This is a genomic window from Rhizobium sp. YTUHZ045, from assembly GCF_051124255.1.
Classification (GTDB): domain Bacteria; phylum Pseudomonadota; class Alphaproteobacteria; order Rhizobiales; family Rhizobiaceae; genus Rhizobium.
Genome location: NZ_CP101432.1, coordinates 2,322,467 through 2,348,360 on the forward strand (window position 1 = coordinate 2,322,467; position 25,894 = coordinate 2,348,360).

Genomic DNA, 25,894 nt, shown 5'->3' on the forward strand with positions numbered 1-25,894 from the left:
ATGGACCATGCCCGCGTCTAAAACCGCAAAAGGACCCGACACGCCTGCGCCCGCCTCCCCTCAGGCGGGCAGGGACGGCAAGAAGCTTTCGAACTTCCTGTGCTTCGCGGTCTATTCCGCCAATCTCGCTTTCGGCCGCGCCTATAAGCCGATCCTGGACGAGCTTGGCCTGACCTACACGCAATATATCGCGATGGTCGCTCTCTCCGAGGAGGATGGTCAGACAGTCAGCATGCTGGGGGAAAAGCTGTTCCTCGAATCCAATACGCTGACGCCGATCCTCAAGAAGCTGGAATCGGCAGGCTATCTCACGCGCCATCGCGATCCCGCCGATGAACGGCAGGTCCGCGTGAGCCTGACGCCGGCCGGGCGCGATCTCCTCCTCGACGTCGACCCCGGCGGCACGCTGATTGCCGCCAGTGGCCTCGGCGATGATTTCCCCGTCGTACGGCAATCGGTGACGAGGCTGCGCGACAACCTGCTGCGGGCGCAGGCCGAACCGGAAAAGCCTTGATCGCAACACCGATCACAAGCTGGTGACATGCATGCGGCGACGCATTTTTCGTCCGCAGCGAGGAGACCACATGCCCGAGATCGCGATGGGTGCCTTGAGCCGCAACGGGATGCTCCTTCTCGCCAGGCGAAATTCCGGGCGCAGGATCTATCCGGATCGCTGGAGTCTCCCCGGCGGCCATATCGAGGATGGCGAAGACGCCGAGACGGCGATGCGCCGGGAATTGATGGAGGAAATAAGCATCACGCCGGAGCGGTGGCGGCTTGCGGCAAAGTTCGTATCGCAAGCCCCGCCCGAGGCATCCGCCACCTTCCACGTCTATCACGTCGATCAATGGCAGGGCTTGCCGCAGCTCGTCGGCGATGAACACACCGAACTCAGATGGTTCACCCCCAGCGAGATAACAAGTGAAACCGAGCTGGCGCCACCTCAGCTCGGCGAAATACTGGTAAAGCTGCTTGAGCGAGAAACGGGAAAATCCGGTTAGGTTCTGCCGAAGCCGCATCCGCCATTCTCGGCCTTGTGCAGGGGATCAGCCACTTATGGATCGGCGCAGATAGTCGGGACAAGCCCGACTATGACGATAGAGAGATGAGCGGCTCGCATGTCCCCAAACTACAAGGCCCCGCGTGAGGAGGCCACAGCAAGCGCACCCTCCTCCATCATCTCGGCCGCTTTCGCGTAGCCGCCGCCCATTCCGTCCAGGAAATGCAGGTGCGAATCCGGCCGGCCCGATGGCACCAGGCAGGTCATCAGCGCGTGCGACTGGCGGTGCAGGCCGAAATCGATCTCGCCACGCACTCTTGCTGTGACGAGAACGGCTTCGACGCTGTCGATCTCTTCCGGCGTGCAGTCCAGCGTCAGGCGCAGACCGTCGTCGAACTTGCGGAAATCCGAATGGGAGGCGACTTCCGCCCAGCCTTCCGCACTGACCTGCTTCGCACTGTCCCTCGGGATAGCATTCTCCCGCGAAAGCGGATGTGACCGGCGGGGCGCGGCATCGAAAACCTGAAGCACGCGCTTGGCAAGCGCCGCGAAAATCTCGGGGCTGGTATCATCGCGGGGCTCGACCAGCAGCGACAGGATCTCACCCCGCCGGCTGGCGAAGGGCGCCCAATCGCAGCTCAGCCCCGTCAGATCAGGCTTCGTCGCATAGCGGCCGGGCCTGACCAGATAGCGGCCGTTCTTGATCTGCTGCTCCGCCCATTTGAGCCCGCCCCCGGCAAACATCGCATAGGTCGCGTTCTCGGAAACGGCATAGCGCGCAATCTTCACGTCACGGCCGGCAGCGCGGATGTCGCGCACGGTGAGCAGCCCGACACGAAGGTCGAGGTGAAGATCAGTCGCGGCAAAGCTCGCCACCTGCCGCAATGCCGATGTCGCGGCCATGATCCCGTGCGGCGGCAGCGCGAAGGCCGCACCGTCTCCGCGAAACACGAAGGGGAAGTCGAACGAGCCCCAGGCATTGCCAAGCGCCGCGATGATCGAGGCACCGGCATAATTGACGTCTTCATAGCGCCCTGCCCCGATTGCCGAGGTCGAGCTGACGACGTCGGTGATGCCGATCAGCCAGTCGTCGGGCAGCGGCTCGTAGACATCGGGATCGAGCAGAAGCGAAAACTCGTCATAGGCCGGGTGCGGCTCTGCGTGGCTGCTGGTCATGGCATGTTCTCCCATTGTTGTTAGCTAATCGAAGGGGTCTGCCCTCACTCCAGCCTCATCCTTGTACGTTGCCGTTGGTGTATAAACGGGCTGCGCGACGGGGATGCGTGTCATCCTTGGGTTTCGAACTCGTGCCTCAGCGAGCATCTCCGTCGCGATGTCTTCGCTCGAACGGTTGATTGGGCTTCGAGCCCGCGTTGCAAGGAGGAGCACCCATGCGTATCCCGCAAGCTTTCATGGTCGGCATCGATGTCTCGAAAGCCCATTTCGACGTGGCCGTCGAGGGCAAACGCGCCGTTGTCCGTTTCGACAACGACGCGCCAGGCCGGGCCGCGCTGGCGACGGCGATAGCCGGCGCCGAGCTGGCCGTCGTCGAGGCCACCGGCGGTTACGAGATGGCGATCGTCAGGGCGCTGATGGCCGCCGGTATTGCCGTCGCCGTTGTCAATCCCCGCCAGGTGCGCGATTTCGCCAGGGCCAGCGGCCGGCTGGCCAAGACCGATCAGGTCGACGCCCGCGTCATTCTCCACTTCGCCAGAGCGATGCGTCCGGCACAGATCCCCCATATCGACGACGGCCGCATCGCGCTTGCTGCCCTCGTGACCCGCCGCCGCCAGCTCATCGACATGGCGGTCGCTGAGAAGAACCGCCTCGAACACGCCCCGCAAGCCGTCGCCACCCTGATCGGCGAGACCCTCGCCGCCCTCAAAAGCCAGCTCGCCCGCGTCGATGCCGCCATCGCGCTCGCCATCGAGGCCGAACCCGACATGGCCGCACGCCGCGACCTGCTGCTGACCGTGCCGGGCATCGGCGAGGTCGGCGCCGCCGTGCTCATCGCCGAACTGCCCGAACTCGGCGCCATCGACGACAAGAAACTCGCAGCCCTCGTCGGCGTCGCCCCGGTCGCCCACGACAGCGGCACCTGGCGTGGCCAGCGCCACATCGCCGGCGGCCGCGCCACCGTCCGCTGCGCCCTCTACATGGCAACGCTCTCGGCCATTCGCTGCAGTCCGGCCATCAAGGCCTTCCACAAACGACTGCGCGCTGCCGGCAAACCACCCAAGGTCGCGCTCGTCGCCGCCATGCGGAAATTCATCGTCATGATCAACACTATCATCAAAAGACGAACCCCATGGAGCGAACCGCAACAACACGGTTGCTGAGGTGCCCCGCAGGGGCCTCGAAGGACGGGGCTGGCCACCGCGCCCGCTCCGACAATGCGGATGTTGCCGCAGACAACCAGCCACCCGCCCTCGTCCTTCGAGGCGATCCTGTGGATCGCACCTCAGGATGAGGGCTGATCGGAGTGCCTTTCTGTCCATCAAGACATAAGTCCGGCCTAAACAAGCCTGGTCTCGACGTCGATATTGCCGTGCGTCGCCTTGGAATAAGGGCAGATGCCATGGGCTGCCTCGATCAGTTCCTCGGCGACGTCGCGTTCGATACCGGACAGGCTGACATTGAGGCGCGCACGCAGGAAGAAGGAGCCGTTGTCGGTATTGAGAGTGATCTCGGCGTCGACCTCGGGACCGGCAGGCAGCGCGATCTTGCGCTGCGCGGCGGCAAGCTCGATGGCGCCGATATAGCAGGCCGACCAGGCGGCGCCGAACAGGTTCTCGGCCGCCGGATGCAGCTGCGGCAGCTTGATGTCGAGCGTGCCGTCGCTGCTGCGTGCATAGCCCTCGCGGCCGCCGGCGATGTGGGTCTTGCCAGTGAAAAGAAGCTTCTCGGTCATGATGGTGTCCTTTCGATAGATTTATATCGCACCCGCTTTATTCGGATACGCCTTAATATGCCTGTTGGAAATCGATGTCAACACCATTCCGATTTAATCGGATACGATTTATTTATTTTGACCGCAGGTGGAAGGCTGCCTCGTGGAAGAGCGCGTTGTTGCTGAGCTGGAAAACGGCCTGATTGGCGTTAGGGTCTCAAGACCGCGGCCGGCCGTCGTCGAAGAGGGTGGCGAGCCACTGATAATATCGCGGCTGCTTCTGTCGCAACTGGCTGCGCGAATAGGGCGGCCGTTCGATATCGCCGAACAGGTACACGCTCACCGTGACAGCGAAGAATTCCCGATCGTTGCTCATCATGTAGGAATCGCCGGGCCAAAGCCCGCGGCCGTTGTTGAAGAATTGCCCGACATCGCCATTGCCGAATCCGCCGGGCAGCATCCGGTCGTTATAGGCGTGCAGAAGCTCGTGCAGGATGATCGGTTTGTCGGGATCGAGGCTCCTGACACGCAGGTCGATGCCGGTCTTGCTGCTGTAATGGCCGGGACCGAAGCCGGCGGCGGCGGGGTTGGCCCAGATCGGAATCGTCCGCATGAAGGCGAGGACATCGGGCTTCAGATTGACATGCTCGACAATGTCGAGCTGCCTTTTGACGGCCGCGACCATCTCCTTGTCGGGCTCCGCACCTCTGGCATTGGTGAGATCGACCCGCCATCCATGATAGCTGAAAACGAGCGGATCGGCGGCCGCCACTCCTGCTGTTGCAACACTGATGGCGATGGCGGCACAAAGCCCCAGGATCATCGAAATCGTCCGCACCGGCCCCTCCTCGGCGTGTCACGCTGCCGACTGTCGCATAGGCGACCAGAGGGCACAATCATGTCGCCGCAGCATTGGAGCCGTTGAGGTGAGACCGGCGCTCAGACGTTCTCTTTGTTCCGAACCTTTTCCTTCGGCTCCGCCGGCGCATCCGGTGTCGGGGCGAGCAGCTTGCGCAGGGAGGCGATCTTGTCCTTCACCAGCGGCCGGAACCGCGTCGCGCGGTAGGGCATGTCGGCAGCGCCATAACCTTCCGGGCCGTCATCATTGCCTCGGTGGATTTCAGCGAGCTTGACGCCGATGAAGGTGCCGTCGACATAGTGGGTATATTCGCCGACCCAGCGGATCGTGTAGATCTCGCCTTTGCGAATGAGCTGGTCGATGCTGACATGCTTGAAGGTATCGTTGATGCAGACGACCTTCTGGCCGACATGGAATTCATAGCTCATGGATCAGACTTTCCAATAGCAATCCGCCTCGCCGGTCCATAGCGCGTCCGGCGGCTGGGATGAACTCTTTTCTTGAACCAGGGCCCAATTGCCGCGGCGGGCAGCCGCGCCTTCGCCTAATCGCAATAGACCTTGCCGCTCTTGCGGGAACGCAGATCGAAGTGGAAGTGGTTCCAGTGTTCCGGGTTGCTGCCCGGCCCGAGCACGGTATTGAAATAGCGGCAGCTGTCGGTGCGCACCGCTTTCAGGAGCCGGCCCTCGCGATAGGAGAACAGACCCTTCTTGCGCACGTCGATCGCGTGGCCGTTCTTCAGCACGAACTTGCCGACGTCGATCGCGTTGCCGCGGGCATGTTCCGACATCGGATTATACCTCTGCCGGCTGTTGTTCATGCGCCGGCAGGAGTAGCCGCCGAGCGGCTGAATCGTCTTGATGCCGCTCCAGTAGCGAAAGCGGGCCGACGGCGCCAGCTCGTTCTTCACCCATTTGGCGAAGGCGAGCGTCACCTGGCAGTTCAGCGTCACGGCCGGCTTGACGCCGATATTGCCGGAAAGCCCCTTCAACGATACCGGATAAGGCACCTGGCAGGCCGGCCCTTGCGAGATCGGCGGCTTCTCGTCGAACAGCACGCCCATCCGCTTCAACTCCCGCCGGCAGGCAAGCTCGGAAGCCGGCATGACGCTCGGATCGACAGGCGCGACGGGCTCGCTCATCATCGGATTGTTTGGCCGCAGCATCGCGACTTCTTCGCTCTCGTCCTCTTCGGGAACGCGGGTTGGCTCCAAGACCGGGCTGCCGTCGTTCCAGGCGGGAGTCCGGCTCATCTCGGCCTGTGCTGCCGGCTGCGGCATTGACCGCGGCGCCGGCTGACGCATTGGCTGGTTGATCTGAGCCGGATTGTCGGTGCCGATGCCGTCGACGACCGGTTCGCTGGCATTGCCCTCGGCGATCTGCTGCTGTTGTTCCTGCGCCAGCCCCACGACCGGTTCGGCCCCGAGCTCTTCATCCATGTTGACGCCGCCGGACGGGACAGCGAGGTTCTGCGTCCCGCCCCAGTTGCCGTTCGGCTGGCCGGCCGCCAGCGCCTCTTCACTGTCGATCATCGGCAGTTTGCGGCCTCGGCCTGCCGGCGCGGCCAGTGTCTGCGGCGCCTGTGCCGTATGACCGGCGCCGGCGAGATTCGGCGTGTCGAGATAATCGACCGAACTCTGGCTGGTATCGACCGGCGCGTTCGAAACGGGATAGGAGGCCTGACTTTCCGCGGGCGCAAGGCGCTCCGCACGCGCCATTTGCACGGCAGGCGCCATGCGCGCGGCACCCCGCGACGGCGAAATCGAACTGACCCTGGTGCCGTTGTCGACATTGGCCGGCGGCACCAGCCCATCGCTGATCGAACAGGTCGTCAGCGCCGCCGACAGCAGCACGGGCAGGAAGGCTCGCCGAGGAAAGGAAACAAACGCCATACTCTTATCGCTTCCATAGGCCGGCCGCAGAGTGACCGAAAAAACTCGGTCCAATTTTAATTAAAAACGGTGAATGAAAACTTACCGGCACAATCTAGACGCGACAGATATGAAAAAGGCCGGTCGCCCGGCCTTTGATCTGTCCCTCTTTCTCACGCTGCCCGTGTGTATCGGGCCTCGGCCTGCCGCCCTGCCTCGCGCAGGCGGAAATTCGCAAGCAGCGTCTTCAACTGCGTGCTTTCGTCGGCAAGCGTGCGGCTTGCCGCCGTCGTCTCCTCGACCATCGCCGCATTCTGCTGCGTCATCTGGTCCATGTGGTTGACGGAGCTGTTAATCTCGTTGAGGCCCGTCGACTGCTCGCGCGCCGCCGTCGCGATCGAGGCGACATGGTCGTTCACCTGGTTGACCAGCGCTTCGATCTCCAGCAGCGCGTCACCCGTCGAGCGCACCAGCGCAACCCCGCCCTCGACTTCCGCAGCCGACCGGCTGATCAACTCCTTGATCTCCTTGGCGGCGTTGGCCGAGCGTTGCGCGAGTTCGCGCACTTCCTGGGCAACGACGGCAAAGCCGCGGCCAGCCTCGCCGGCCCGCGCAGCCTCGACGCCGGCGTTCAGCGCCAGCAGATTCGTCTGGAAGGCAATCTCGTCGATAACAGAGATAATCTGGTTGATGCGGCTGGACGATTCCTCGATCCGGCCCATCGCGGTAACCGCGTTGCGAACGATCTCGCCGGAACGTCCGGCGCTCACCTTGGTCTCGGCCACCATCTCGCGCGCCTCGTTGGCCCGCTCGGATGCAGTCTTGACCGTGGCGGTGATCTCATCGAGTGCGGCCGCCGTCTCTTCGAGTGCCGCCGCCTGCTGCTCGGTGCGCTTTGACAGATTGCCGGTCGCCTCGCTGATGTCGGATGCGCTGTCGTTGACCACCCGGCTCGATTCAGCAATCGCGTGGATGACGCCGTTCAGCGCATCGACGGCGGCGTTGAAATCATTCCTGAGCTTGGCGTAGTCCTCACCGATATCGCCGATTGCAACGGTGAGGTCGCCGCTTGCAAGCCTCTCCAGGCCGACGCCGAGCGCCTGCATGGCGCGGTTTTGCCGCTCGGAAGCCGAGCGCAGGCTCGCTTCGTTGCCGCGGCGTTCGTCCTCGATCTGCCGCTGCCTTTCGTCTTCACGGCCGCGCAGCGCGCTGCGTTCGTCGACGGAGTCGCGCAGCACCAGCAGCGCCTTGGCCATCTGGCCGACCTCGTCGCGGCACGCACTGCCGGCAATCTCCACCGATGCTTCCTCGGCGGCGATCGCATTCATCGCCGTCTTCAGCCGGGCGATCGGCGCCGTAACGCTGCGCACGATGGCGTAGGCGATCGCGATCGTAAGTGCTGCGCCGAGCAGGCAGAGCGCTGCCGCCCAGATCGCATTCTGACGATACAGCGCCGCCAGGTCATCGGCGTAGACGCCAGTGCCGACGATCCAGCCCCAGGGCTCGAAGCCGGCGACATAGGAATATTTCAGCACCGGCTCATCGGCGCCGGGCTTCGGCCAGTAATAATCGACGAAACCCTTGCCATCCTTCTTCACCTTGTTGACGAACTCGACGAACAGGAACTTGCCGGTCGGGTCCTTCATCTGCGAGATATCGGTGCCGTTCAGTTGCGGCTTGATCGGGTGCATCACCATGGCGGGGCGCATGTCGTTGATCCAGAAATAGCCGTCGGCGCCGTAGCGCATCGCGCCGATCACGTCCTTGGCAGCCGCCTGGGCCTGCTCGCGGGTCATAGTGCCCGCCTGTTCCATCTTGTAATATTTGTCGAAGATGCCGAGCGCCGTCGCCTCCATCTTCTCCAACCCCGCCTTCCGCTCCGCTTGCAACTCGGAATAGGAATAGTTCAGAAAGAAGACCATCGTCGCCGCCAGCACGGCAAGCGTGAAGCCGACGAGGCAGTAAAGACGGGTGGAGATCTTGACGTTGCGCATGAGTGTTCCCGGCGATTCTTACATTTGTAGTTCGTCACATACTGGAACAGCTGAATTACCGGACGGTAAAGTTGGATTAGTGGATTCTCACATAACGTAAGGTGAGGTGACGGTTGCAAAATTCAACCACCTGAATTTGAAGGGAATTTAAATCGCTACGAGCTGCGAATATTAGTTCCGCAGTCGGCCGTCCCACTGAAAGGCATTGGTACGGACACGGAGTTCGCCTAACGTCACGACAGAATCGATCCAGACAGTGAGGGATTTTCCATGACCGACACCGCCAAGCCCAGAGGCGAACTGACGCTGCGCACGCTCGCCATGCCGGGCGATGCCAATCCGGCCGGCGATATCTTCGGCGGCTGGGTCATGGCGCAGATGGACCTTGCATCCGGCATCCGCGCCGCCGAGCGCGCCAAGGGCCGCGTCGTCACCGCAGCGGTTAAGGAAATGGCCTTTGAGCTGCCGGTCAAGATCGGCGATACGCTGTCGGTTTATACCGATGTCGAGCGTGTCGGGCGTACCTCGATCACGCTGATCGTCGAAGCCTGGGCGCATCGCTCGCGCTACGCCAAGATGGAAAAGGTAACCGCCGGCACCTTCATCATGGTGGCGCTCGACGAGGAGGGCAAACCCAAGGCCGTCCCCGCGGAGTGACAAGCTTGAACCCGAGGGGATAAGGCATGGAAACGGTCAGCTCGCCGGAGGTCTTCCTTCACATCAAGGTGGTGATGGGCATGGTCATCAGCCTTTCACTCGCGAGGCTGCTCACTGGCATCGCCGGCATCGTCCAGCATCCGGCCAAGGCGAAGGTTTATCCCGCTTACCTTGGCTGGGCCCTGTCCCTGTTCCTCTTCATCATCCATATCTGGTGGTCGGAATACCGGCTGCAGGCCGTGCCCGCCATCGGCTTCGGCAAATATCTCTTCCTCGTCTGCTTCTGCAGCCTGTTCTTCCTGCTCTGCGCCCTGCTCTTTCCGGCAAGCCTCGACGAATATGGCGGCTACGAGGAATATTTCATTTCGCGGCGCAAATGGTTCTTCGGCGTCCTCGCCTGATCTATGCCGTCGATATCCTCGATACGGCGATCAAAGGTCCGGAGCGCATCCTATCACTCAGCTGGGAATATCCCGCCCGCAATCTCGTCTACATCCTCCTCTGCGCCCTCGCCGCCTGGACCGCGAACCGCCGCTTCCACACAGCCTTCGTCATCGTCAACCTGCTCTACCAGGTGAGCTTCATCTTCAGACTTTATGATGTGTTGGGGTGAGGAGCGATCGGGCGCAGCCCGAGCAATCGATCCAGTGAATCGATTGCAGCGACGAACGCCCTGAGCCTAAAGCGAAGGGCCGGGCAGCGGCTTGCTCCCTTGGCGAAGCACAACATCTCTCCGTCATTCCTGTGCTTGTCACAGGAATGACGGAGGAGAGAATGTGCCTCGCTAAGAATAGGCGGCCGCCCGACTTCACCTCCCTCAGTGCCGTTCCGCCCCGCGATCGATCACTCACGCTTCGCGGCATCGAACCACAATCACACCTTCAAAAACTGCGACCCCTTATCAAACGCCAGCCCGGAAAATATCTTCCCTGTCAGATCATCCACGCCGACATCGAACTGCCGGTAGAGCATCGCCGCCGCCACCTCGCGCACGTCAGCCGTCGGCATCAGGTCGCGGTTGTCGAGCAGCTGACCATCGCCGATCCCCGGCCAGCGGCCGAGGATGCGCCCGCCGTTGATCGCGCCGCCGGCAAGGACAGCGCAGCCGCCGGTGCCGTGGTCGGTGCCGGCGGAGCCGTTCTGGCGGACGGTGCGGCCGAATTCCGTCATGGCGAGCACCACCGTCTTTGCCCAGATCTCCGAGCCCAGCGCCGCCTTCAGCGTGTTGATCGCCTGGGCGAGATCCCCTGCCGGCCGCTTGAACTGGCCGGCCTGGCCGATATGGGTGTCCCATCCGGTGATTGAGAAGCTGGCGATGCGGTAATCGCCCTTCAGCATGTTGGCCGCGAGCGCCGCGACGTCGCCGATCTTCTCGCCGCGCTCACCGTCCGGCTCGACCATCATCGCGGCGCTGTCGGCCCGCGTCGCCTCGGCAAGTGCAGCCGCGAAGGGCGGATCGCCGGCATAGAGCCGCGCAAGGAACTGCATCTCGTCACGCGCCGGCGCCAGATTGGAATCCGATGCCCAGACGTCGACATTGTTCGGCCCGGAGAGGATCAGCTCCGTCGACGTATTGACGTCGATCGCCTTGCGCGCATCCGAGCGGGGAATGACCGCGAGCACCCGGTTCAGCCAGCCGGTTTTTTCCTCGGCGACATGTTCGCCGCCGGACTCAAGCATGTCCTGCCCGTCGAAATGGCTGCGCTGGTCGCGATAGGGCGTCGACACCGCATGGATGAAGGCGAGTTCTCGGCTCTTCCAGAGCGGCATCAGGTCGGCGGCGGCGGGATTGAGGCCGAAATGCCCATCGAGATCGAGAAGTCCGCTGTCCGGCGTCAGCGCCAAGGTTGGCCTGAGCGCGGCAAAACCGGCGTCGCCGTAAGGCTGCACCAGGTCGAGCCCGTCCATCGCGCCGCGCAGGACGATGGTGACAAAACGATTATCGCCCGGCATCGCCGCAAAGGTGACCGGCGTGAAGACGGGGGCGGCGGCAAGACAGCAGGCAGAGGTCAGAAAGCCGCGGCGGGAAAGCAAAATCCGGTTCATTGGGAGCCTCCTATCGGCGGTTGAATTCCGGCGATGCCAGCACCAGCGTCAAACCGCTGATCTTGTTCGGCGCCTGCGACACCACGCGGATCGTTTCCTCGCGCGCGGCATCGGCAAGCGTCGATCTCAGGAACGCGCGCGGATCCTCGTCGCGGCCGAACTGCGCCGCAGCCCGCCTTGCCCAGGCCAGGCGCTCGGCAAGCTGGCTGCCGGTGATCCAGGCGGAAAAGCCTTCCTCGAAACCGGCCGGGCTCGGCGGCTGCCAGGTCGGCTGGCCCATGCGCTTCAGCGCCCCCTGCCCCAGTGCGCGCGCCGCCCGAAAGGCCTTGAGCCGCTTGTTCCGCGCCTCTCCGGCGGGATCCGTCGTCACTGGCGCTCCCGCCATGCCGGGCGTATTGGCCGCCATATCGCCCTCATCCGTTCCCTGCTGATTGGCCGCCAGGAAGCTGCCGACGACGCCGTTGACCGGCCCCGCATTCAGCGCCCTCAGACCAGCAACAACAAAATCGAACGGCTGACGCGCTTTGGCGCCCTCGTTTTGCCAGGCGGCGGGATGGTCGAGCATGGCGGTGTAGACGGCGGTGAGATCGCCATCCGTTTTCTTCCACGCGGCCGCCATATCGGAGACCATGCCCTCGTCTGGTTGGTCGGAGACGAAATGCACCGCGAGCTTACGGCTGATATGGGCCGCCGTCTTCGGATGGACCGAGAGGTCATCGAGCATGTCGAGATAATCCTCGCGCGAGCGCCGCCGCCCGCCATAGCTGACGCCGAGCACCTCATGCGTGCCGGGCTCCGAAATGTTCGGCCGAAAGGCGATATCCATCTCCTTGCGATCGATGGTGAGCCCCGTCAGCACCATGGCCGCGGCGGTAACATCCGCCTGGGTATAGCCGCTGCCGGCGCCGAGCGTGTGCAGTTCCAGGAGCTCGCGTCCGAGATTTTCATTCAGCCCCTTGTTGCGCTTGACGCCGCCTGCCGAATCCGGCCCGAGCGAATCCGCCTGATCGAGGTAGATCAGCATGGCGGGATGAGCGGTGGCGCTACGCAGAAGATCGCCGAACCTGCCCGAAATGAACGGCCGGATTGCCTCGGCCTCGTAGAGCGGCACGATAAGGCGCATCGGCAGGCTCTTGTTGGCGCTGGTGGAGAAATGATCGGTCCAGAAGGTCGAAAGCCGCTCGTAAAAGCCGTAGGGAGACAGCACCGCCTGCATCAGCCGCAGGTTCGCATCGTGCTGGAACTGCTGCTGCGCCTGGCGCTGCACAGCCTTGCGCATCTCGCGCCGCGTGGGATCGTCGGTGACTGTCTTGGCATCTTCCCGGATCTGCTTCAGCTGGTCCTGCAGGCTGAGGATCGCCCGATGACGCATGTCGGGGCCGCCGAGCGGAAAATCCGGCGTTGCCGCCGCGCCTTTGGACAACTGCCCGATCAGCTCATCCTTGCTTTGCGGCGCCGCCTCGCCCGGCCGGAAACCATAACCGAACCGGATCGCCGCCATCGTCGGGAAAGAGAGGCTCATGCCAGATCACCTCCTGATCACTTGATGGTGACAGGCTGACAGCCGATTGCGACGGGAATCTGTAGGAAATGCGGCGATATCACGACATGGACGATTTGTAATCTACTGAAAAGGCTCAGGTTTCATGCGCGGAAGATGAAGGAGGCTCCGCTTACGGTGGGTGGCTTCAGTTCAGGATGAGGCTCTCTCGGGCCCTTGGCGGCATCCTCCAGCTTTCCTCATGCTGAGGTGCGCAGCCCGATAGGGCGGAGCCGCGAAGCACGCGCCTCAACCTTGCTCCTTGCATCTTTTCGCCGCCGCACCACCAGCCTCGTTCTTCGAAGCCCCCCGCGGATGAGGCTATCTTGAGCACTGGCGCATGCCCGGCGCCCCTTCATCACAACAGGCGCATCCGCCCAAACCTCTCAAGCCACCCTGCCCCGGCACGCCCATGCCACCGACGCAAACGATCGCGGCCCGTCCGGCTCGCCGGCCTCATAGGCGGCCCGAATGGCAGCGTCGACGGCCTTTTTCTTGTCGGGCTCGAGTCCCGCAACATACCTGCCGAGCGGCCCTTCGCCGGCCGCGATCGGCTGCCAATAGTCGTCGAAGGAAAGATAGTCCATCCGCACAAGGAGCGAGGTTTCCTCGACATCGGAAAGACCTTGCGCGATGAAGGTCTGTTTCATTTCTCCCGGCCGCATCATCGGCTGAAAACAATATCGGCGGCGCAGCGGCAATGCGTCCTCGTCAAGCATGACAGCCGTATCCCACAGCATCCGCATGCCCGACATGCCGCCGTAATGGTCCCAGACCGCGGCGGCGACCACGCCGCCGGGCCGCACGACGCGGGCCATCTCGGCCACCGCCTTGCCCGCCTCCGGCACGAAATGCAGGACGAGCAACGACATCGCTCTGTCGAAACGGTCATTCTCGAAGGGCAGCGCGCAGGCATCCGCCTGCTGGATGGTGACCCGCGGATCGCTATTGGCCCGCTTCGCCGCCTCGACAAACACAGGCGAATAGTCGATAGCGGCGATTTCCCGCAGCCCCGGCCTCTGCGCAAGCGTGAACGTCAGGCTGCCGGTGCCGCAGCCGACATCGAGCACGCGATCCCCATCCGCCAGCCCCGCGAAGTCGATCAGCATCGGCGCCAACGTCCGGCTCCACCGGCCCATAAGCCGCTCATAGCCATCTGCACTTTCGACATGGAAACTCGACGGCATGGAAGCCTCCCCTCCAAGGACGACGGCTCATTATGAACTGGCCGACGCCTGCCGCAAGGGGATAGTGGTTCTGAAACTGGAGGGATTTCTCCGTGATCCTCGGCCCGCGCCGAGGATCTGCCATTCTTGATGGCCGCGAGATCGCCTCACCCGGTCGCCCTCTCGAGAACGCTCCAGTCAAACGCGCCCGCCCAATCGCGGTAGCGGTGCCAGCCGACCTCAGGGAAATCCCGGCGCAGGGCGGCGATGTCGGCGTCGTAGCCGGTGCGGTCGAACCATTCGAACATCAGCGCCGCATCCTCGCTCTGCTGCCGCATTGCGGCAACCGGTAACTCCTGGTAGGCGATCGGGCGCCCTAGCGTTTCGGAGAGGATCCTCACCTGCTCCTCGCCCGACAATTCGTCACCCGCAATGTCGAAACGCTGGCCGAACACCTTTTCGCGCCGTTCGGCCAAGGCCGCGACGAAGGCGCCGATATCGGCGAGGCAGATTTGCTGCAGCACGCGCGCGGGCGGCAGCGCCGCGGCATAGACACCCTGGCGCAGCCCGTCGATAGCCCACGGCGCCGCGGTGTTTTCCATGAAGGCGACGGGTGCACTGACCGTGTAGGGAATGCCGAGACCGGCAACATGTTGCTCGACCATATATTTGCTGTCGAAATGCGGAATGCCGGTCTTCTTGTCGGCATCGCCGACGGAGGAATAGATCAGGTGGCCGATGCCGGCGGCCTTCGCCCCATTGGCGGCGGTTATGCCCTGGCGGGTTTCCGCTTCCGTTCCGTCCTCATAGCTGTTGCCCATCAGGAACATCGTGTCGACGCCGCTTGCGGCCTTCGTCACCGACGCCGCATCATCGAGATCGCCCCCGACGATCTCCACTCCGGCCGCGGCCAGCCGATTTGCGGCGTCGCTGTCCGGCCTGCGGCTGATCGCCTTGACGCGATGCCCCCGCGCCATCAGTGCGCGCGCGACCGCGCCGCCCTGCTGGCCGGTGGCGCCGGCTACCAGAACGCTTCTTCCATTGCTCATCTCTCTGCTCCTTGTGGTTGGCGATGAGCCAGAAGATAAGACCTGTCGAATTGAACCATAATAGGCTACATCAGGGAAACATCGTGCCACTGGTGAATACAATGCTGGATCTCAACGACATCCTTATCTTCGCCCGCGTCGTCGAGGCCGGCAGCTTCACCGCCGCCGCCCGCCTGCTTGCCATGCCGAAGACGACGGTCAGCCGCCGTATCGCCGCGCTTGAGCGCGAGGTGGGTGTGCGGCTGCTGCAGCGCACCACCCGCAGCCTCAGGCTGACGGATGCGGGGCGCCTTTATTACGAGGAGTGCAGCGCGGCGCTCGGCGCCTTCGAGCAGGCAAATCTGCGCCTGGCCGAGGCGCGGGCGGAGCCCGCCGGCACGATCCGCATCTCCGCACCGGTCGGCTTCGGCGGTCATTTCCTTTCCGCCGCCATCTCCGATTTCCTGGCAATCTACCCCAAGACGAAGGTGGAATTGCGCCTGACCGACGACAGGCTCAATCTCATCGAGAACGGCATAGACCTCGCCTTCCGCACCGGCATTCTGGAGGATTCGACGCTGATCGCCCGCAAGCTCGGCTCGACCTACAGGATTCTCTGCGCCAGCCCCGACTATCTCGCCCGCTGCGGCGTGCCGGATCGTCCGGCGGACCTCGCCCATCACGCCTGCGTCATCGCCGGTCCGTCGGCGGCTGGTGCGCACTGGGTGCTGGAGAGCGCCGGCATCAAGGAAACGGTCACGGTGTCCGGGCGTTTCGCCGCCAACGAAATTCAGGCGGTCATGACTGCCGCGATCGCCGGCTTCGGCATCGCACAGTTGCCGCAAAGAATGGCTGCGGCCTGCATCGCGGACGGCCGGCTGCGGCGCGTCCTCGACGGCTACACGACCCCGCCTGGCGGTCTGCACGTCGTCTATCCCAGCAACCAGCACGTGTCGCCGCTGGTCAAGGCATTCATCCAATTGGCGATCGATCACCTGAACGTCGGAAAAGGCGCAATCGGGGCACCGGCGATCACACCTCGATGAGACCGCGGGCCCAGCGGGATAAAGAGGAAGGCCCAGCCGTCGCTAGCCCCTTTCACCGCCAAAGGAAATCTGGCCCCGTGCTTTGCGACGTCAATTTGAGCGTCCCGTCCGGCTGAACGACATAGGTCTCGAAGACACGATAGCCGAATGCGCCGAGAAAGGTGTGGTTGACCACCGTTCCCGTGCGATAGGGCGAATGAATGATCTTACCGCCATAGGTGAGACTGCCCTGAAGCGGCTGCGGTTCGCCTGAAGTACTGGCGCAGGCCGTGAGGGCGAAGAAAACGGCAATGAGCGCGTGCTTCATCCTGGCATCTCCTCCCGGTTACAATGGCAGCGGAAGAATACGACTTTACGCAGTCAGAAGACAGCGTTCTTGCCTTCGTAATCTCTGCGCAGGGACTGCGCCCGGGAAAGCGCGCTGGCGATCCTTTCGTCGGTGAAGGGCTTGGCGATCACATCGAGGGCGCCTTCGATGCCATTCCCGACGCTTTCCGGACTGCCGGTGACGAAGATCACGTCGACGCCGTGGCGATCGATCAGCCGGCGTGCGAGCTGCGCGCCGCTCAAGCCGTCGGCAAGGCTGAGATCGACCAATGCGACATCGCTTCTCTGAGCATAGGCGAGCGCCTGCTCGATTGTCGAAACCGGCCCGACAGTCTGGTGGCCAGCATCCTGCGCGATACGCTCGAGTTCCATGGCAATGATGTTCTCGTCTTCAACGATCAGGACTTTCATGGATCTTCCTCCTCCCATGGGCAAGCGGGCCGCCGGGCACACCGACGGCAACCGCTACAACGCGACTTCCCCTCGAAAGTTTCCGGGGTAAAAGGCATGCGTGTCGAAATGGTAACTGATTTCCTCGTGTCATCGGCGCTACCGTTCGATGCTGCCATTGCGCCGGATCTTCCTTTGCAGGAGCAGGATGCCATAGAGCAATGCTTCGGCCGTCGGCGGGCAGCCGGGAACATAGATGTCGACAGGCACCACGCGGTCGCAGCCGCGCACGACGGAATAGGAATAATGGTAATAGCCGCCGCCATTGGCGCAGGAGCCCATGGAGATTACGTAGCGCGGTTCCGGCATCTGGTCATAAACCTTGCGCAGCGCAGGCGCCATCTTGTTGCACAGCGTGCCCGCGACGATCATCAGGTCCGACTGCCTTGGGCTTCCGCGCGGGGCGACGCCGAAGCGCTCGACATCGTAGCGCGGCATGGACATCTGCATCATCTCGATGGCGCAGCAGGCCAGACCGAAGGTCATCCACATCAGCGAGCCCGTGCGCGCCCAGGTGATGAGTTCGTCGGTGCTGGTAACGAGAAAACCCTTGTCGGCGAGCTCGGCATTGATCGTGCCCATCATCGGGTCGCCCTGCCGCTGTTCGCCGGGGAATTGGAAATTGCCGGGCGCCGGGCGCGGTTGCGTGAAGGACGGCATCGTCTTCTCCTGTGAGCCGACCTCAAACCCAGCGCACACGACAAAGTTCCGGCCGCGCCGGTTCCGGTGCGATAACGGACACGCGTCCTGATTTCTGTTCTGAGATGCGGCGCTCAATGCCGAAGGATTGCCCGGCCCGATCGCTAGTCCTTATCGAGGAACCAGCGGATGGCGGTGTCGTTCCGACACCGCGAGAGCGGCAATTGCCGCACGGAGTAAATACGGGTGATTCCCTCCTCACCGTCCGTGTCGACGTCCATGCAGGCGCAGGCATAACCATGCGCGGCATAGGTGTAGACAAATTCGCCGGTCGTCAGGTCGGGGATCTTGTCCATTCCCTCGGCCGCCTTGTAGCCGCTGCCATTGTCCATGATGGTCCAGCCGCCGCCGGCATCCATGAGCAACCATTTGGCCATCGAGGGATTGTCCAGCCAGCCGCAGCGGCGTTCGGCATGCGCCGCGGCGGGCAGGAGAAGCATCATCAGAACAAGCGCAGGCAATCTGGCCATCGGCCCCTCCAAGTCACCTCCCACTATGCATGGTCGGTGCCCGGCAAGGCAACAGCGGTTTTCCGATTGGCCTGGGACGATGTCCACAGGTGTCATCCATCCGCCCTCGCCCTTCGAGGCTCCGGCCTACGATTTCGCCTTTGCTGCTTCCTCCCGGAACGCCGCCTCGCCGGCATCGGAGACTTCGACCCATTTCTTGTCGGGCTCGGCGTCGGCAACGTAACTGTCGTGCCAGTTCCACCATTTGTAGGTTGGGGTCTGCGGATAGCCCGCTGGCGAATCCTCCCAGACCTCCTGACGCCCGAGCGGCGTGATGTCGAGATAATTCCAGGTGCCGCCCATCTGCTCGTCGCCGCGGTTGTTGACGAAATAGGTGCGGAAGATGCGCTCGCCGTCGCGGTAGAAGACATTGGTGCCGTGCCACTCGTCGACGCCGAAATCCTTGTCGAAGTCGTCGGTGATCGTCACCCAGGGCATCGTCCATCCCATCCGTTCCTTAAGCCGCGCGATGTCGGCCTGCGGCGCACGCGAGGCGAAGACCAGCGTCGTGTCGCGGGCGTTGAGATGGGCGACATGGGCGACCTGATCGGCAACCATCGAGCAGCCGCGGCAGGCATGCTCCGGCCAACCGAAGACGCCAGGCTCGTAAAAGGCGCGGTAGACGATGAGCTGGTGCCGGCCTTCGAACAGGTCGAGCAAGCTGATCCTGCCCTGTGGCGCTTCGAAAGCATATTGCTTTTCGACGGCCATCCACGGCATGCGCCGCCGCTCGGCGGCAAGCGCGTCACGAGCACGCGTATGCGCCTTTTCCTTCACCAGAAGCTGCCTGTGAGCCGCCTCCCAGGCCTGCTGCGGCACGACAGGCGGCCGCTGCATGGCCTGTCCGCCCTTTCCATTCTCTGTTGCAGTCATCGCTTCAATCTCCTCGATGGGGCGAGTTCCCGCGCCTCCTTGTCCGAAGGCCGGTGCATCGCGATTGGTCGGAGATAGTTTCGCATCGGGCACCGAACTGTGGGAGTAACAAGTGTGTCTGTTATCCCGCGGCCAACGCAGTTGGTCCGCAGGCCAACGCAGTTGGTCCGTAAGCCAACGCAGTTGTCCGACCGCGGCCGACGAAACCTGCTCAACCAACACAACAGTTGCCAAAACCCACATGTTGACGGAAGCTTCACCACGGCCATTGGATCGTACGACATGACAACAGAATCCACCTTCACGGAGCAGGCAAGGCACGGCAGCGCCAGGATCTGCCGCGGCTGCTGGGATCAGATGCATATGCCGATCCCGATCGGCGGCCCGCTTGCGCTTCCCTTCCGCGCCTTCGGCATTACCCGCAGCAAGATGAATCCCGATATCTGCACGATCTGCGAGCGCTCGTTCCAATATGTGCAGAAGCAGCGCCAGATCACTGTCGACGCCACCATTCTGTTCGCCGACATCAGGGGCTTTACCGATCTTTCCGAGCGCATCGAGGCAGTGCACTTGAGCGAAATCGTCAGCCTTTTCCAGGATCGCTGCGCCCAGGCGATTTGGGCGCATGACGGCATCGTCAACAAGCAGATGGGCGATGGCCTGATGGCGATCTTCAATTTCCCGATCATCCGCAAGGATCACGCCGGTGCGGCGATCAGGGCCGCCCAGGAGATCCAGCGCAACTGCGCCGCGGCGCTGAGCGGGCTGGCGCTCGACGCCCTGTCCGGTCGCACCTTGGGCGTCGGCGTCGGCATCCATTCCGGCGAGGTGCAGATCGGCGAATTCTCGAGCTTCCGCAGCGATTTCACCGCGATCGGCGGCGTGGTCAACCAGGCCGCAAGGCTCGAATCCCAGGCCGCCGCCGGCGAGATCCTGATCTCGGCCGAAACGGCCGCGAAGGCTCCCGACCTCGCTGCGGGCGCCGAAACGCGTATGCTGGCTCTGAAGGGCATCGAGCAGCCGGTGCAGGCGCGCGTTCTGGTCAAGTGCTGAGCGACGGCGATTGCGGTCTTTTCAAAGCATCATCTCGCCGCCCAATTTGTCAGCTTCAGTTCTCACGCTGCAATTGCGAAACACATCGGATCACAAGCGAGTTAATCCTCCGGAAACAAACATCGCTTATCGCTATGCTGTCTTAACAGCTGGGGTATCTCATGGGCAGTTTTTCTCTGTTTCATTGGTTGATCGTCTTGATCCCGATCAGCGTAGCATTGATCTTCGTCTTCAGGAAAACACCAATCGGACCGAACCGCTTCGGCGGCCCGCCGCAGGCCATGGGTTTCGGCCAGGCGATTGGAAGCTATTTCAAGAACTATGTGAACTTCAGCGGCAGAGCGAGTCGCTCAGAGTTCTGGTATTCGGCGCTCTTCGTCTTTCTCGTCGCCATCGCTTTGTATTTCGTGGATCGGAGCGCAACCTTGAACCTGATCTGGTCGCTGGCCACGTTTCTTCCGTCGATCGCCATGGCCGCCCGACGCCTTCACGACACCAACCGGAGCGGATGGTGGCAGCTTCTTGCACTATTATTTCCCATTGGAACGGTTGTCGTCCTCGCATGGTACTGCAGGGCGTCGACAGTGGAGGACTCCAGAGAAGCCGTCTTTGCTTGAGCAAAGGTGAGAATGGATCTCGCGGGCAAAGCGCTGCCGTTGCTGACACGGTCTTTCCGCTGCGCGGACTGCGGGATGCGCAGTCCGCTTCCACCGCCAAGTATCACCTGGCCGTATACCGGTGCCCTGCCTTCTTAGTGGTCCTGACGAACCCGAGATCAGCCGGGCAGTTTGCAGCCCTTGCTCATGCCGGCGGACTGCATGGCCGAGACTTTGCCTTTGGACGCTGCAATTTCGCCTTCCTTGTCTCCGCCCGCGACGCTGCCGATCGGGACCCCGACGAGGAAGACACCGAAAGCATCGCCGTTCGCCGCGCTGATCTGCTGCTTGGACAGGTCGTCGAGCTTCGTCTTCTCTTTCTTCAATTCTGCGGCGAGCGCCTCGCAACTGAGGTTCGTATAGGCCGCCATCGGAATATCGACCTGAACGATGGCGTCAGGACGTTTGGCGCAGCCGGCCAGCGCCGCGGCCGCCGCGAATGCAATGATGATTTTTTTCATGAATAGTCCCCAATTCCCGCAGCAGCTGTAACATTACCGCGCGCACTGCGGGAGGCTGCTCGGCCTTCAACCACAGACTTTTATTTCTCTAGGATGCATTTGCAGGCGTCGCCCCGTTGAGGCAGGATGCCGTCACCGAATAGAGACAGGATGGACGGACCTCATGCTGACGGGCTCATGTCATTGCGGCAAGGCGAGCTGGGCGCTCGAAGGCGACCCCGGCTCGATCACCGCTTGCAATTGCACGCTCTGCCGGCGCTACGGCACCCTCTGGGCCTACGACTATGAAGGAGAGCGCATTACGCTCAGCGGCGAAACCGCCTCCTATACCCGCGCCGACAAGGACAACCCGTGGCTGGAAATCTTGTTCTGCCCGACATGCGCCTGCGTGCTCAGCTGGCGTAGCCTGCGCCTGCAAAAGGAAGGCCGCCGCCGCATGGCCGTCAACCTGCGGCTCGCGTCGCCGGATCTCGTCGCCGACCTGCCGATCGACCATTTCGATGGTCTCGATACATTCGACGACCTTCCCTCCGATGGGCGCTGCGTTAGGGATCTCTGGTTTTGACGGCGTAATGCCGCCGACGCGCGGATAAGGCAGAACCGCTGCCCCTATATGGAGGGTTCAAAAGCGAGCTTCCGCCCCGTCCCCTTCTTCAATGATCGCCACGCCAGCCTCCAGCGCCGCAAGGATAAAAGCCTGCCGCACCGTTTCTGCCGGCATGCGGCCGGCAAGCCAGGCGCGGCAGAAATCGATCGCCCTCTGCTGATGGACGCCGCCATTGACGGGCCAGTCGGAGACGAGTGCATAAAGCGCATCCTGCGGTGAGCGGAGAACCAGCCGTTCGCCGGTATCAAGTTCGATCGAGATCGGTTTTTTCCAGAAGGCGGAATGGTCGCTAATGGCAGTCGCACCCGAGGCTGAAATGACATAGGATTAACTGCTGAAGGCCGATCCCGGTTCCAGCGCAGGCGAGACGATGGCAACGGTGGCCCATCCAAGAGAGCCTCATCCTGAGAGCCGCGCAGGGCCTCGAAGATGAAGCGGGTGCCCCGCCCATCAGCCGTAAGCCGGGGAATTGTTGAGCCAATCCGAACGATTCATTCGTTTCCCTTTTGTACTCTTTCCCTCTTCCCTTTCGCGCTGACTCTCTCCATATTCGCGCCATGGCCAAAGCTCCGAAAAAATCTCCGACCTCGAATGGTTTCGAGGAAGCCCCGCAATCGTCCTTTGAGGGCGCGCCCCTCTCCGGCTCCGTCGCCGATTGGGTGAAGCAGTTGGAGGCCGATGCCGAAGCCTCCGGCGTCGAGAGCCAGCGCGAGATTGCCTCCAAGGCTGGCAAGCACCGCAAGAAGGTTGAGAACGAGGCGCGCAAGCATACCGAAGCCGTCAGCGTCAACAAGAAGGCGACGGCAAGCAAGACCGCACGCGGCGTCTCGATCGGTGGCTCCTCCGACCCGAAGACGCGCGCCGCCGCCGGCCTGAACCCGGTGGCGGGTCTCGACATTTCGCTGGAGGATGCCGGCAGCATCTCGCCCGGCGGCGTCACCGCCACCGTCGAGGCGCTGTCGAAGCTGATCGAGAGCGGCAACCCGCTGCACAAGAACGGCAAGATCTGGACGCCGCACCGCCCTGCCCGCCCCGATAAATCCGAAGGCGGCATCACCATCCGCATGGCCTCCGAATACAAGCCGGCCGGCGACCAGCCAACGGCCATCCGCGATCTCGTCGAAGGCCTGCAGAGCGGCGAGCGCAGTCAGGTGCTGCTCGGCGTCACCGGCTCCGGCAAGACCTTCACCATGGCCAAGGTGATCGAGGAAACGCAGCGCCCGGCCGTCATTCTGGCGCCGAACAAGACGCTGGCCGCCCAGCTCTATTCCGAATTCAAGAACTTCTTCCCCGACAATGCGGTGGAATATTTCGTTTCCTACTACGATTATTACCAGCCGGAAGCCTATGTGCCGCGCTCCGACACCTATATCGAGAAGGAAAGCTCGATCAACGAGCAGATCGACCGCATGCGCCACTCGGCGACGCGCTCGCTGCTCGAACGCGACGATTGCATCATCGTCGCCTCGGTCTCCTGTATCTATGGTATCGGCTCGGTCGAGACCTATACCGCCATGACCTTCCAGATGAATGTCGGCGACCGTCTGGACCAGCGCCAGCTGCTGGCCGATCTCGTGGCGCAGCAATATAAGCGCCGCGACATGGATTTCACGCGCGGCAGTTTTCGCGTGCGCGGTGACACGATTGAGATCTTCCCCGCCCACTTGGAAGACGCGGCCTGGCGCATAAGCATGTTCGGCGACGAGATCGACGCCATCACCGAGTTCGACCCGCTGACCGGCCAGAAGACCGGCGACCTGAAATCGGTGAAGATCTACGCCAATTCGCACTATGTCACCCCGCGTCCGACGCTGAACGGCGCCATCAAGGCGATCAAGGAGGAGTTGTGTCTGCGCCTCGCCGAGCTCGAGAAGGCCGGTCGCCTGCTGGAGGCCCAGCGCCTGGAGCAGCGCACCCGCTACGATATCGAGATGCTGGAAGCCACAGGCTCCTGCCAGGGCATCGAGAACTATTCGCGCTACCTCACCGGCCGCGACCCCGGCGATCCGCCGCCGACGCTGTTCGAATACATTCCCGATAATGCCATCGTCTTCATCGACGAGAGCCATGTCACTGTGCCGCAGATCGGCGGCATGTATCGCGGCGACTTCCGCCGCAAGGCAACGCTGGCCGAATACGGCTTCCGCCTGCCCTCCTGCATGGACAACCGGCCGCTGCGCTTTGAGGAATGGGACGCCATGCGCCCCGACACCATCGCTGTTTCAGCGACGCCGGGCAGCTGGGAGCTGGAACAGTCAGGCGGCGTCTTCGCCGAACAGGTGATCCGCCCGACTGGCCTGATCGATCCGCCGGTCGAGGTCCGCTCCGCCCGCACCCAGGTCGACGACGTGCTGGGCGAGATCCGCGAGACTGCCGCCAAGGGCTACCGCACGCTGTGCACCGTGCTGACCAAGCGCATGGCCGAGGACCTGACCGAATATCTGCACGAACAGGGCGTGCGCGTGCGCTACATGCATTCCGATATCGACACGCTAGAACGCATCGAGATCATTCGCGATCTCCGCCTCGGCGCCTTCGACGTGCTCGTCGGCATCAATCTGCTGCGCGAGGGCCTCGACATTCCCGAATGCGGCTTCGTCGCCATCCTCGACGCCGACAAGGAAGGCTTCCTGCGCTCCGAGACTTCGCTGATCCAGACGATCGGCCGCGCCGCCCGCAACGTCGACGGCAAGGTCATCCTCTATGCCGACCAGGTCACCGGCTCCATGCAGCGCGCCATGGACGAAACCGCGCGCCGCCGCGAAAAGCAGATGGCCTATAACCTCGAAAACGGCATCACGCCCGAATCCGTCAAGGCCAAGATCTCCGACATTCTCGACTCCGTCTACGAGCGCGACCACGTCCGAGCTGACATCTCGGGCGTTTCCGGCAAAGGCTTCGCCGACGGCGGCAACCTCGTCGGCAACAACCTGCAGGCCCACCTCAACGCCCTCGAAAAGAGCATGCGCGACGCCGCCGCCGACCTCGACTTCGAAAAAGCCGCCCGCCTCCGCGACGAAATCAAACGCCTCAAGGCCGTAGAACTCGCCGCCATGGACGACCCGATGGCGCGGGAGGAAGCCAAGTCAATGGAAACAAAAGGCCGAGGCAAATCGATCTCCCCCCTTGTGGGGGAGATGTCCGGCAGGACAGAGGGGGGTGCCACACCCTCCTACTTCGCCAAACCGGCCCTCGACGAAATGGGCCGCCATGTCGCCACTCCCGCCGACAACAAGAGCCTCTTCCGCCGCAACACCCTCGACGAAATGACCGTCGGCCGCACGGAAAAGCCGGTGATCGGCCATGTGCCTGACAAGCCCGACGCCGCCAAGGGCACGAAGCGCTTCTCACCACTGCTGGAAGGGCAGCCGGAACGCGACGATGGTGTCAGGCCGGTCGTGCGCGGCCGGGTTGGAGCCGGCAGTTATGAGGAGCCGGGCGAGCAGAAGCGCAAGGGACGGACGAAGGGGAAGACCGGACGGCCGGGACGCTAGCGCATTCCGCTCTTTTGGTGCAGTAACACCTAGCGATGTTTTAAGCACAAAGGAGCGCGCCGATGTCCGAAACCTTCCTGCGCTATGTCCCCGCAGATCCTTATTGGCAGCCCTCCCCCGACGTCGCAGACAGTGCGGTCTCCCTGCTAAAAGCCATCGCCACCAAAGCGGACGAAGTGACTGCAAGCTTCGAAGATGAGGTCAGATTCTACGATCCCGGCGAGAACTGGTCCGGCGTGGAATGCAGCGCCTGCGGCGCGGACGCCGAGGAATGGTGGGGAGATGCCATGGATACCGCTTCTGCCGATGGCTTCAAAGACCTGAACACCGAAGCCCCCTGCTGCGGCGGCACCGTCTCACTGAACGACCTGCGTTACATCTGGCCCGCCGCGTTCGGCCGCTTTGCGCTTGATGCGCGAAATCCGAATATTACCGATACGACTGAGGAGCAGGATCGGAAGATGGCCGGGTGTGTTGGCATGCCGCTTCGGAAGATACGGGTACGCGTTTAGGTTCTCATCGGGCGCTTGCCAATAGTCGCTTTCGCGATTTGCCTAACGCCGAGAATTAAGGCTTCCCCCTTTGCCGATCGGCCGTGCGCCTTGATGTCGAGATAGGCGCAGAGGAATTCCGCCACCTGGTCTGCGATCGCATCGATGACATCAGGCA

27 protein-coding genes and 1 pseudogene are annotated in these 25,894 nt (G+C 62.9%); 11 read left to right on the plus strand and 17 right to left on the minus strand.

The features are described from left to right. Positions 1–7 precede the first annotated feature (7 nt). Entirely contained in the window at positions 8–514 is a 507-nt protein-coding gene (locus NMA58_RS11785; protein ID WP_434710119.1) for a MarR family winged helix-turn-helix transcriptional regulator, read from the plus strand. A 70-nt stretch (positions 515–584) separates the two neighbouring features. Beyond that, positions 585–1,001, plus strand: a complete 417-nt coding sequence (locus NMA58_RS11790; RefSeq protein ID WP_434710121.1) for an NUDIX hydrolase — start codon at positions 585–587, stop codon at positions 999–1,001. Between the two features lie 128 nt (positions 1,002–1,129). On the opposite strand, the gene NMA58_RS11795 is transcribed toward NMA58_RS11790, so the two are convergent. Beyond that, complete coding sequence (locus NMA58_RS11795; RefSeq protein ID WP_434710123.1) at positions 1,130–2,176, minus strand: DUF3095 family protein; 1,047 nt, start codon at positions 2,174–2,176, stop codon at positions 1,130–1,132. 215 nt (positions 2,177–2,391) lie between these two features. On the opposite strand from NMA58_RS11795, the gene NMA58_RS11800 reads away from it, so the two are divergent. Continuing rightward, positions 2,392–3,339 carry an IS110 family transposase gene (locus tag NMA58_RS11800; protein WP_434710125.1) on the plus strand — a complete coding sequence of 316 codons (948 nt, stop codon included), beginning with the start codon at positions 2,392–2,394 and terminating at the stop codon, positions 3,337–3,339. Between the two features lie 176 nt (positions 3,340–3,515). Here the strand turns inward: NMA58_RS11800 and NMA58_RS11805 are convergent, their stop codons facing one another. The 5 genes from NMA58_RS11805 to NMA58_RS11825 all read right to left on the minus strand — a co-directional run bounded on the left by NMA58_RS11805 (position 3,516) and on the right by NMA58_RS11825 (position 8,613). Next, complete coding sequence (locus NMA58_RS11805; RefSeq protein ID WP_434710127.1) at positions 3,516–3,911, minus strand: Ohr family peroxiredoxin; 396 nt, start codon at positions 3,909–3,911, stop codon at positions 3,516–3,518. Positions 3,912–4,107: 196 nt separating this feature from the next. Continuing rightward, entirely contained in the window at positions 4,108–4,728 is a 621-nt protein-coding gene (locus NMA58_RS11810; RefSeq protein ID WP_434710129.1) for a hypothetical protein, read from the minus strand. 101 nt (positions 4,729–4,829) lie between these two features. Next, positions 4,830–5,177 (minus strand): CAP-Gly domain protein, encoded by a 348-nt coding sequence (locus NMA58_RS11815; RefSeq protein ID WP_434710131.1) that lies wholly within the window; start codon positions 5,175–5,177, stop codon positions 4,830–4,832. A gap of 116 nt (positions 5,178–5,293) precedes the next feature. Further along, positions 5,294–6,640 carry an extensin-like domain-containing protein gene (locus NMA58_RS11820; RefSeq protein ID WP_434710133.1) on the minus strand — a complete coding sequence of 449 codons (1,347 nt, stop codon included), beginning with the start codon at positions 6,638–6,640 and terminating at the stop codon, positions 5,294–5,296. 152 nt (positions 6,641–6,792) lie between these two features. Beyond that, complete coding sequence (locus NMA58_RS11825; protein WP_434710135.1) at positions 6,793–8,613, minus strand: methyl-accepting chemotaxis protein; 1,821 nt, start codon at positions 8,611–8,613, stop codon at positions 6,793–6,795. Positions 8,614–8,883: 270 nt separating this feature from the next. Between NMA58_RS11825 and NMA58_RS11830 the strand changes: the two genes are divergently transcribed. Together NMA58_RS11830 and NMA58_RS11835 are read left to right on the plus strand one after the other, a co-directional pair. Further along, positions 8,884–9,270 (plus strand): acyl-CoA thioesterase, encoded by a 387-nt coding sequence (locus NMA58_RS11830; RefSeq protein ID WP_085778525.1) that lies wholly within the window; start codon positions 8,884–8,886, stop codon positions 9,268–9,270. A 26-nt stretch (positions 9,271–9,296) separates the two neighbouring features. Then, a pseudogene (locus tag NMA58_RS11835) lies at positions 9,297–9,883 on the plus strand (hypothetical protein). 260 nt (positions 9,884–10,143) lie between these two features. Here the strand turns inward: NMA58_RS11835 and NMA58_RS11840 are convergent. The 4 genes from NMA58_RS11840 to NMA58_RS11855 all read right to left on the minus strand — a co-directional run bounded on the left by NMA58_RS11840 (position 10,144) and on the right by NMA58_RS11855 (position 15,071). After that, positions 10,144–11,316 carry a DUF1501 domain-containing protein gene (locus NMA58_RS11840; protein WP_085778527.1) on the minus strand — a complete coding sequence of 391 codons (1,173 nt, stop codon included), beginning with the start codon at positions 11,314–11,316 and terminating at the stop codon, positions 10,144–10,146. A 10-nt stretch (positions 11,317–11,326) separates the two neighbouring features. Further along, positions 11,327–12,838 carry a DUF1800 domain-containing protein gene (locus NMA58_RS11845; protein WP_434710138.1) on the minus strand — a complete coding sequence of 504 codons (1,512 nt, stop codon included), beginning with the start codon at positions 12,836–12,838 and terminating at the stop codon, positions 11,327–11,329. A gap of 404 nt (positions 12,839–13,242) precedes the next feature. Beyond that, the gene (locus tag NMA58_RS11850; protein ID WP_434710140.1) at positions 13,243–14,043 is read right to left on the minus strand and encodes a class I SAM-dependent methyltransferase; all 801 of its coding nucleotides are present in this window, start codon (positions 14,041–14,043) and stop codon (positions 13,243–13,245) included. Between the two features lie 146 nt (positions 14,044–14,189). Next, positions 14,190–15,071, minus strand: a complete 882-nt coding sequence (locus NMA58_RS11855; protein WP_434710142.1) for an NmrA/HSCARG family protein — start codon at positions 15,069–15,071, stop codon at positions 14,190–14,192. A 101-nt stretch (positions 15,072–15,172) separates the two neighbouring features. Between NMA58_RS11855 and NMA58_RS11860 the strand changes: the two genes are divergently transcribed. Next, positions 15,173–16,096, plus strand: coding sequence for a LysR family transcriptional regulator (locus tag NMA58_RS11860; protein ID WP_430959164.1), 924 nt, complete (start codon positions 15,173–15,175; stop codon positions 16,094–16,096). 52 nt (positions 16,097–16,148) lie between these two features. Here the strand turns inward: NMA58_RS11860 and NMA58_RS11865 are convergent, their stop codons facing one another. The 5 genes from NMA58_RS11865 to NMA58_RS11885 all read right to left on the minus strand — a co-directional run bounded on the left by NMA58_RS11865 (position 16,149) and on the right by NMA58_RS11885 (position 18,954). Next, a complete protein-coding gene (locus tag NMA58_RS11865; RefSeq protein ID WP_430959147.1) occupies positions 16,149–16,403 on the minus strand; it encodes a hypothetical protein in 255 nt (84 codons plus the stop codon). 53 nt (positions 16,404–16,456) lie between these two features. Then, entirely contained in the window at positions 16,457–16,834 is a 378-nt protein-coding gene (locus NMA58_RS11870) for a response regulator (RefSeq protein ID WP_430959148.1), read from the minus strand. A gap of 138 nt (positions 16,835–16,972) precedes the next feature. Further along, on the minus strand, positions 16,973–17,533 hold the full coding sequence (locus tag NMA58_RS11875; protein ID WP_085778533.1) for a NuoB/complex I 20 kDa subunit family protein: 561 nt from the start codon (positions 17,531–17,533) through the stop codon (positions 16,973–16,975). Positions 17,534–17,676: 143 nt separating this feature from the next. Beyond that, entirely contained in the window at positions 17,677–18,042 is a 366-nt protein-coding gene (locus tag NMA58_RS11880; protein WP_430959149.1) for a DUF4087 domain-containing protein, read from the minus strand. 126 nt (positions 18,043–18,168) lie between these two features. Next, the gene (locus NMA58_RS11885; RefSeq protein WP_434710146.1) at positions 18,169–18,954 is read right to left on the minus strand and encodes a DUF899 domain-containing protein; all 786 of its coding nucleotides are present in this window, start codon (positions 18,952–18,954) and stop codon (positions 18,169–18,171) included. 282 nt (positions 18,955–19,236) lie between these two features. On the opposite strand from NMA58_RS11885, the gene NMA58_RS11890 reads away from it, so the two are divergent. Both NMA58_RS11890 and NMA58_RS11895 read left to right on the plus strand, forming a co-directional pair. Further along, positions 19,237–20,007, plus strand: a complete 771-nt coding sequence (locus NMA58_RS11890; protein WP_434710148.1) for an adenylate/guanylate cyclase domain-containing protein — start codon at positions 19,237–19,239, stop codon at positions 20,005–20,007. A 161-nt stretch (positions 20,008–20,168) separates the two neighbouring features. Next, on the plus strand, positions 20,169–20,624 hold the full coding sequence (locus NMA58_RS11895) for a DUF805 domain-containing protein (protein WP_434710150.1): 456 nt from the start codon (positions 20,169–20,171) through the stop codon (positions 20,622–20,624). A gap of 158 nt (positions 20,625–20,782) precedes the next feature. Here the strand turns inward: NMA58_RS11895 and NMA58_RS11900 are convergent, their stop codons facing one another. After that, positions 20,783–21,124, minus strand: a complete 342-nt coding sequence (locus NMA58_RS11900; protein WP_434710152.1) for a lipoprotein — start codon at positions 21,122–21,124, stop codon at positions 20,783–20,785. A 163-nt stretch (positions 21,125–21,287) separates the two neighbouring features. On the opposite strand from NMA58_RS11900, the gene NMA58_RS11905 reads away from it, so the two are divergent. Beyond that, on the plus strand, positions 21,288–21,689 hold the full coding sequence (locus NMA58_RS11905) for a GFA family protein (protein ID WP_434710154.1): 402 nt from the start codon (positions 21,288–21,290) through the stop codon (positions 21,687–21,689). A 57-nt stretch (positions 21,690–21,746) separates the two neighbouring features. Here NMA58_RS11905 and NMA58_RS11910 read toward each other — a convergent pair whose 3' ends face one another. After that, on the minus strand, positions 21,747–22,049 hold the full coding sequence (locus tag NMA58_RS11910; protein WP_430959165.1) for a DUF982 domain-containing protein: 303 nt from the start codon (positions 22,047–22,049) through the stop codon (positions 21,747–21,749). A 239-nt stretch (positions 22,050–22,288) separates the two neighbouring features. Here NMA58_RS11910 and uvrB point away from each other — a divergent pair, with 239 nt between their 5' ends. Both uvrB and NMA58_RS11920 read left to right on the plus strand, forming a co-directional pair. After that, positions 22,289–25,225, plus strand: a complete 2,937-nt coding sequence (gene uvrB, locus NMA58_RS11915; protein ID WP_434710156.1) for an excinuclease ABC subunit UvrB — start codon at positions 22,289–22,291, stop codon at positions 25,223–25,225. Between the two features lie 62 nt (positions 25,226–25,287). Then, positions 25,288–25,737 carry a hypothetical protein gene (locus NMA58_RS11920; protein WP_434710158.1) on the plus strand — a complete coding sequence of 150 codons (450 nt, stop codon included), beginning with the start codon at positions 25,288–25,290 and terminating at the stop codon, positions 25,735–25,737. Positions 25,738–25,894 lie beyond the last annotated feature (157 nt).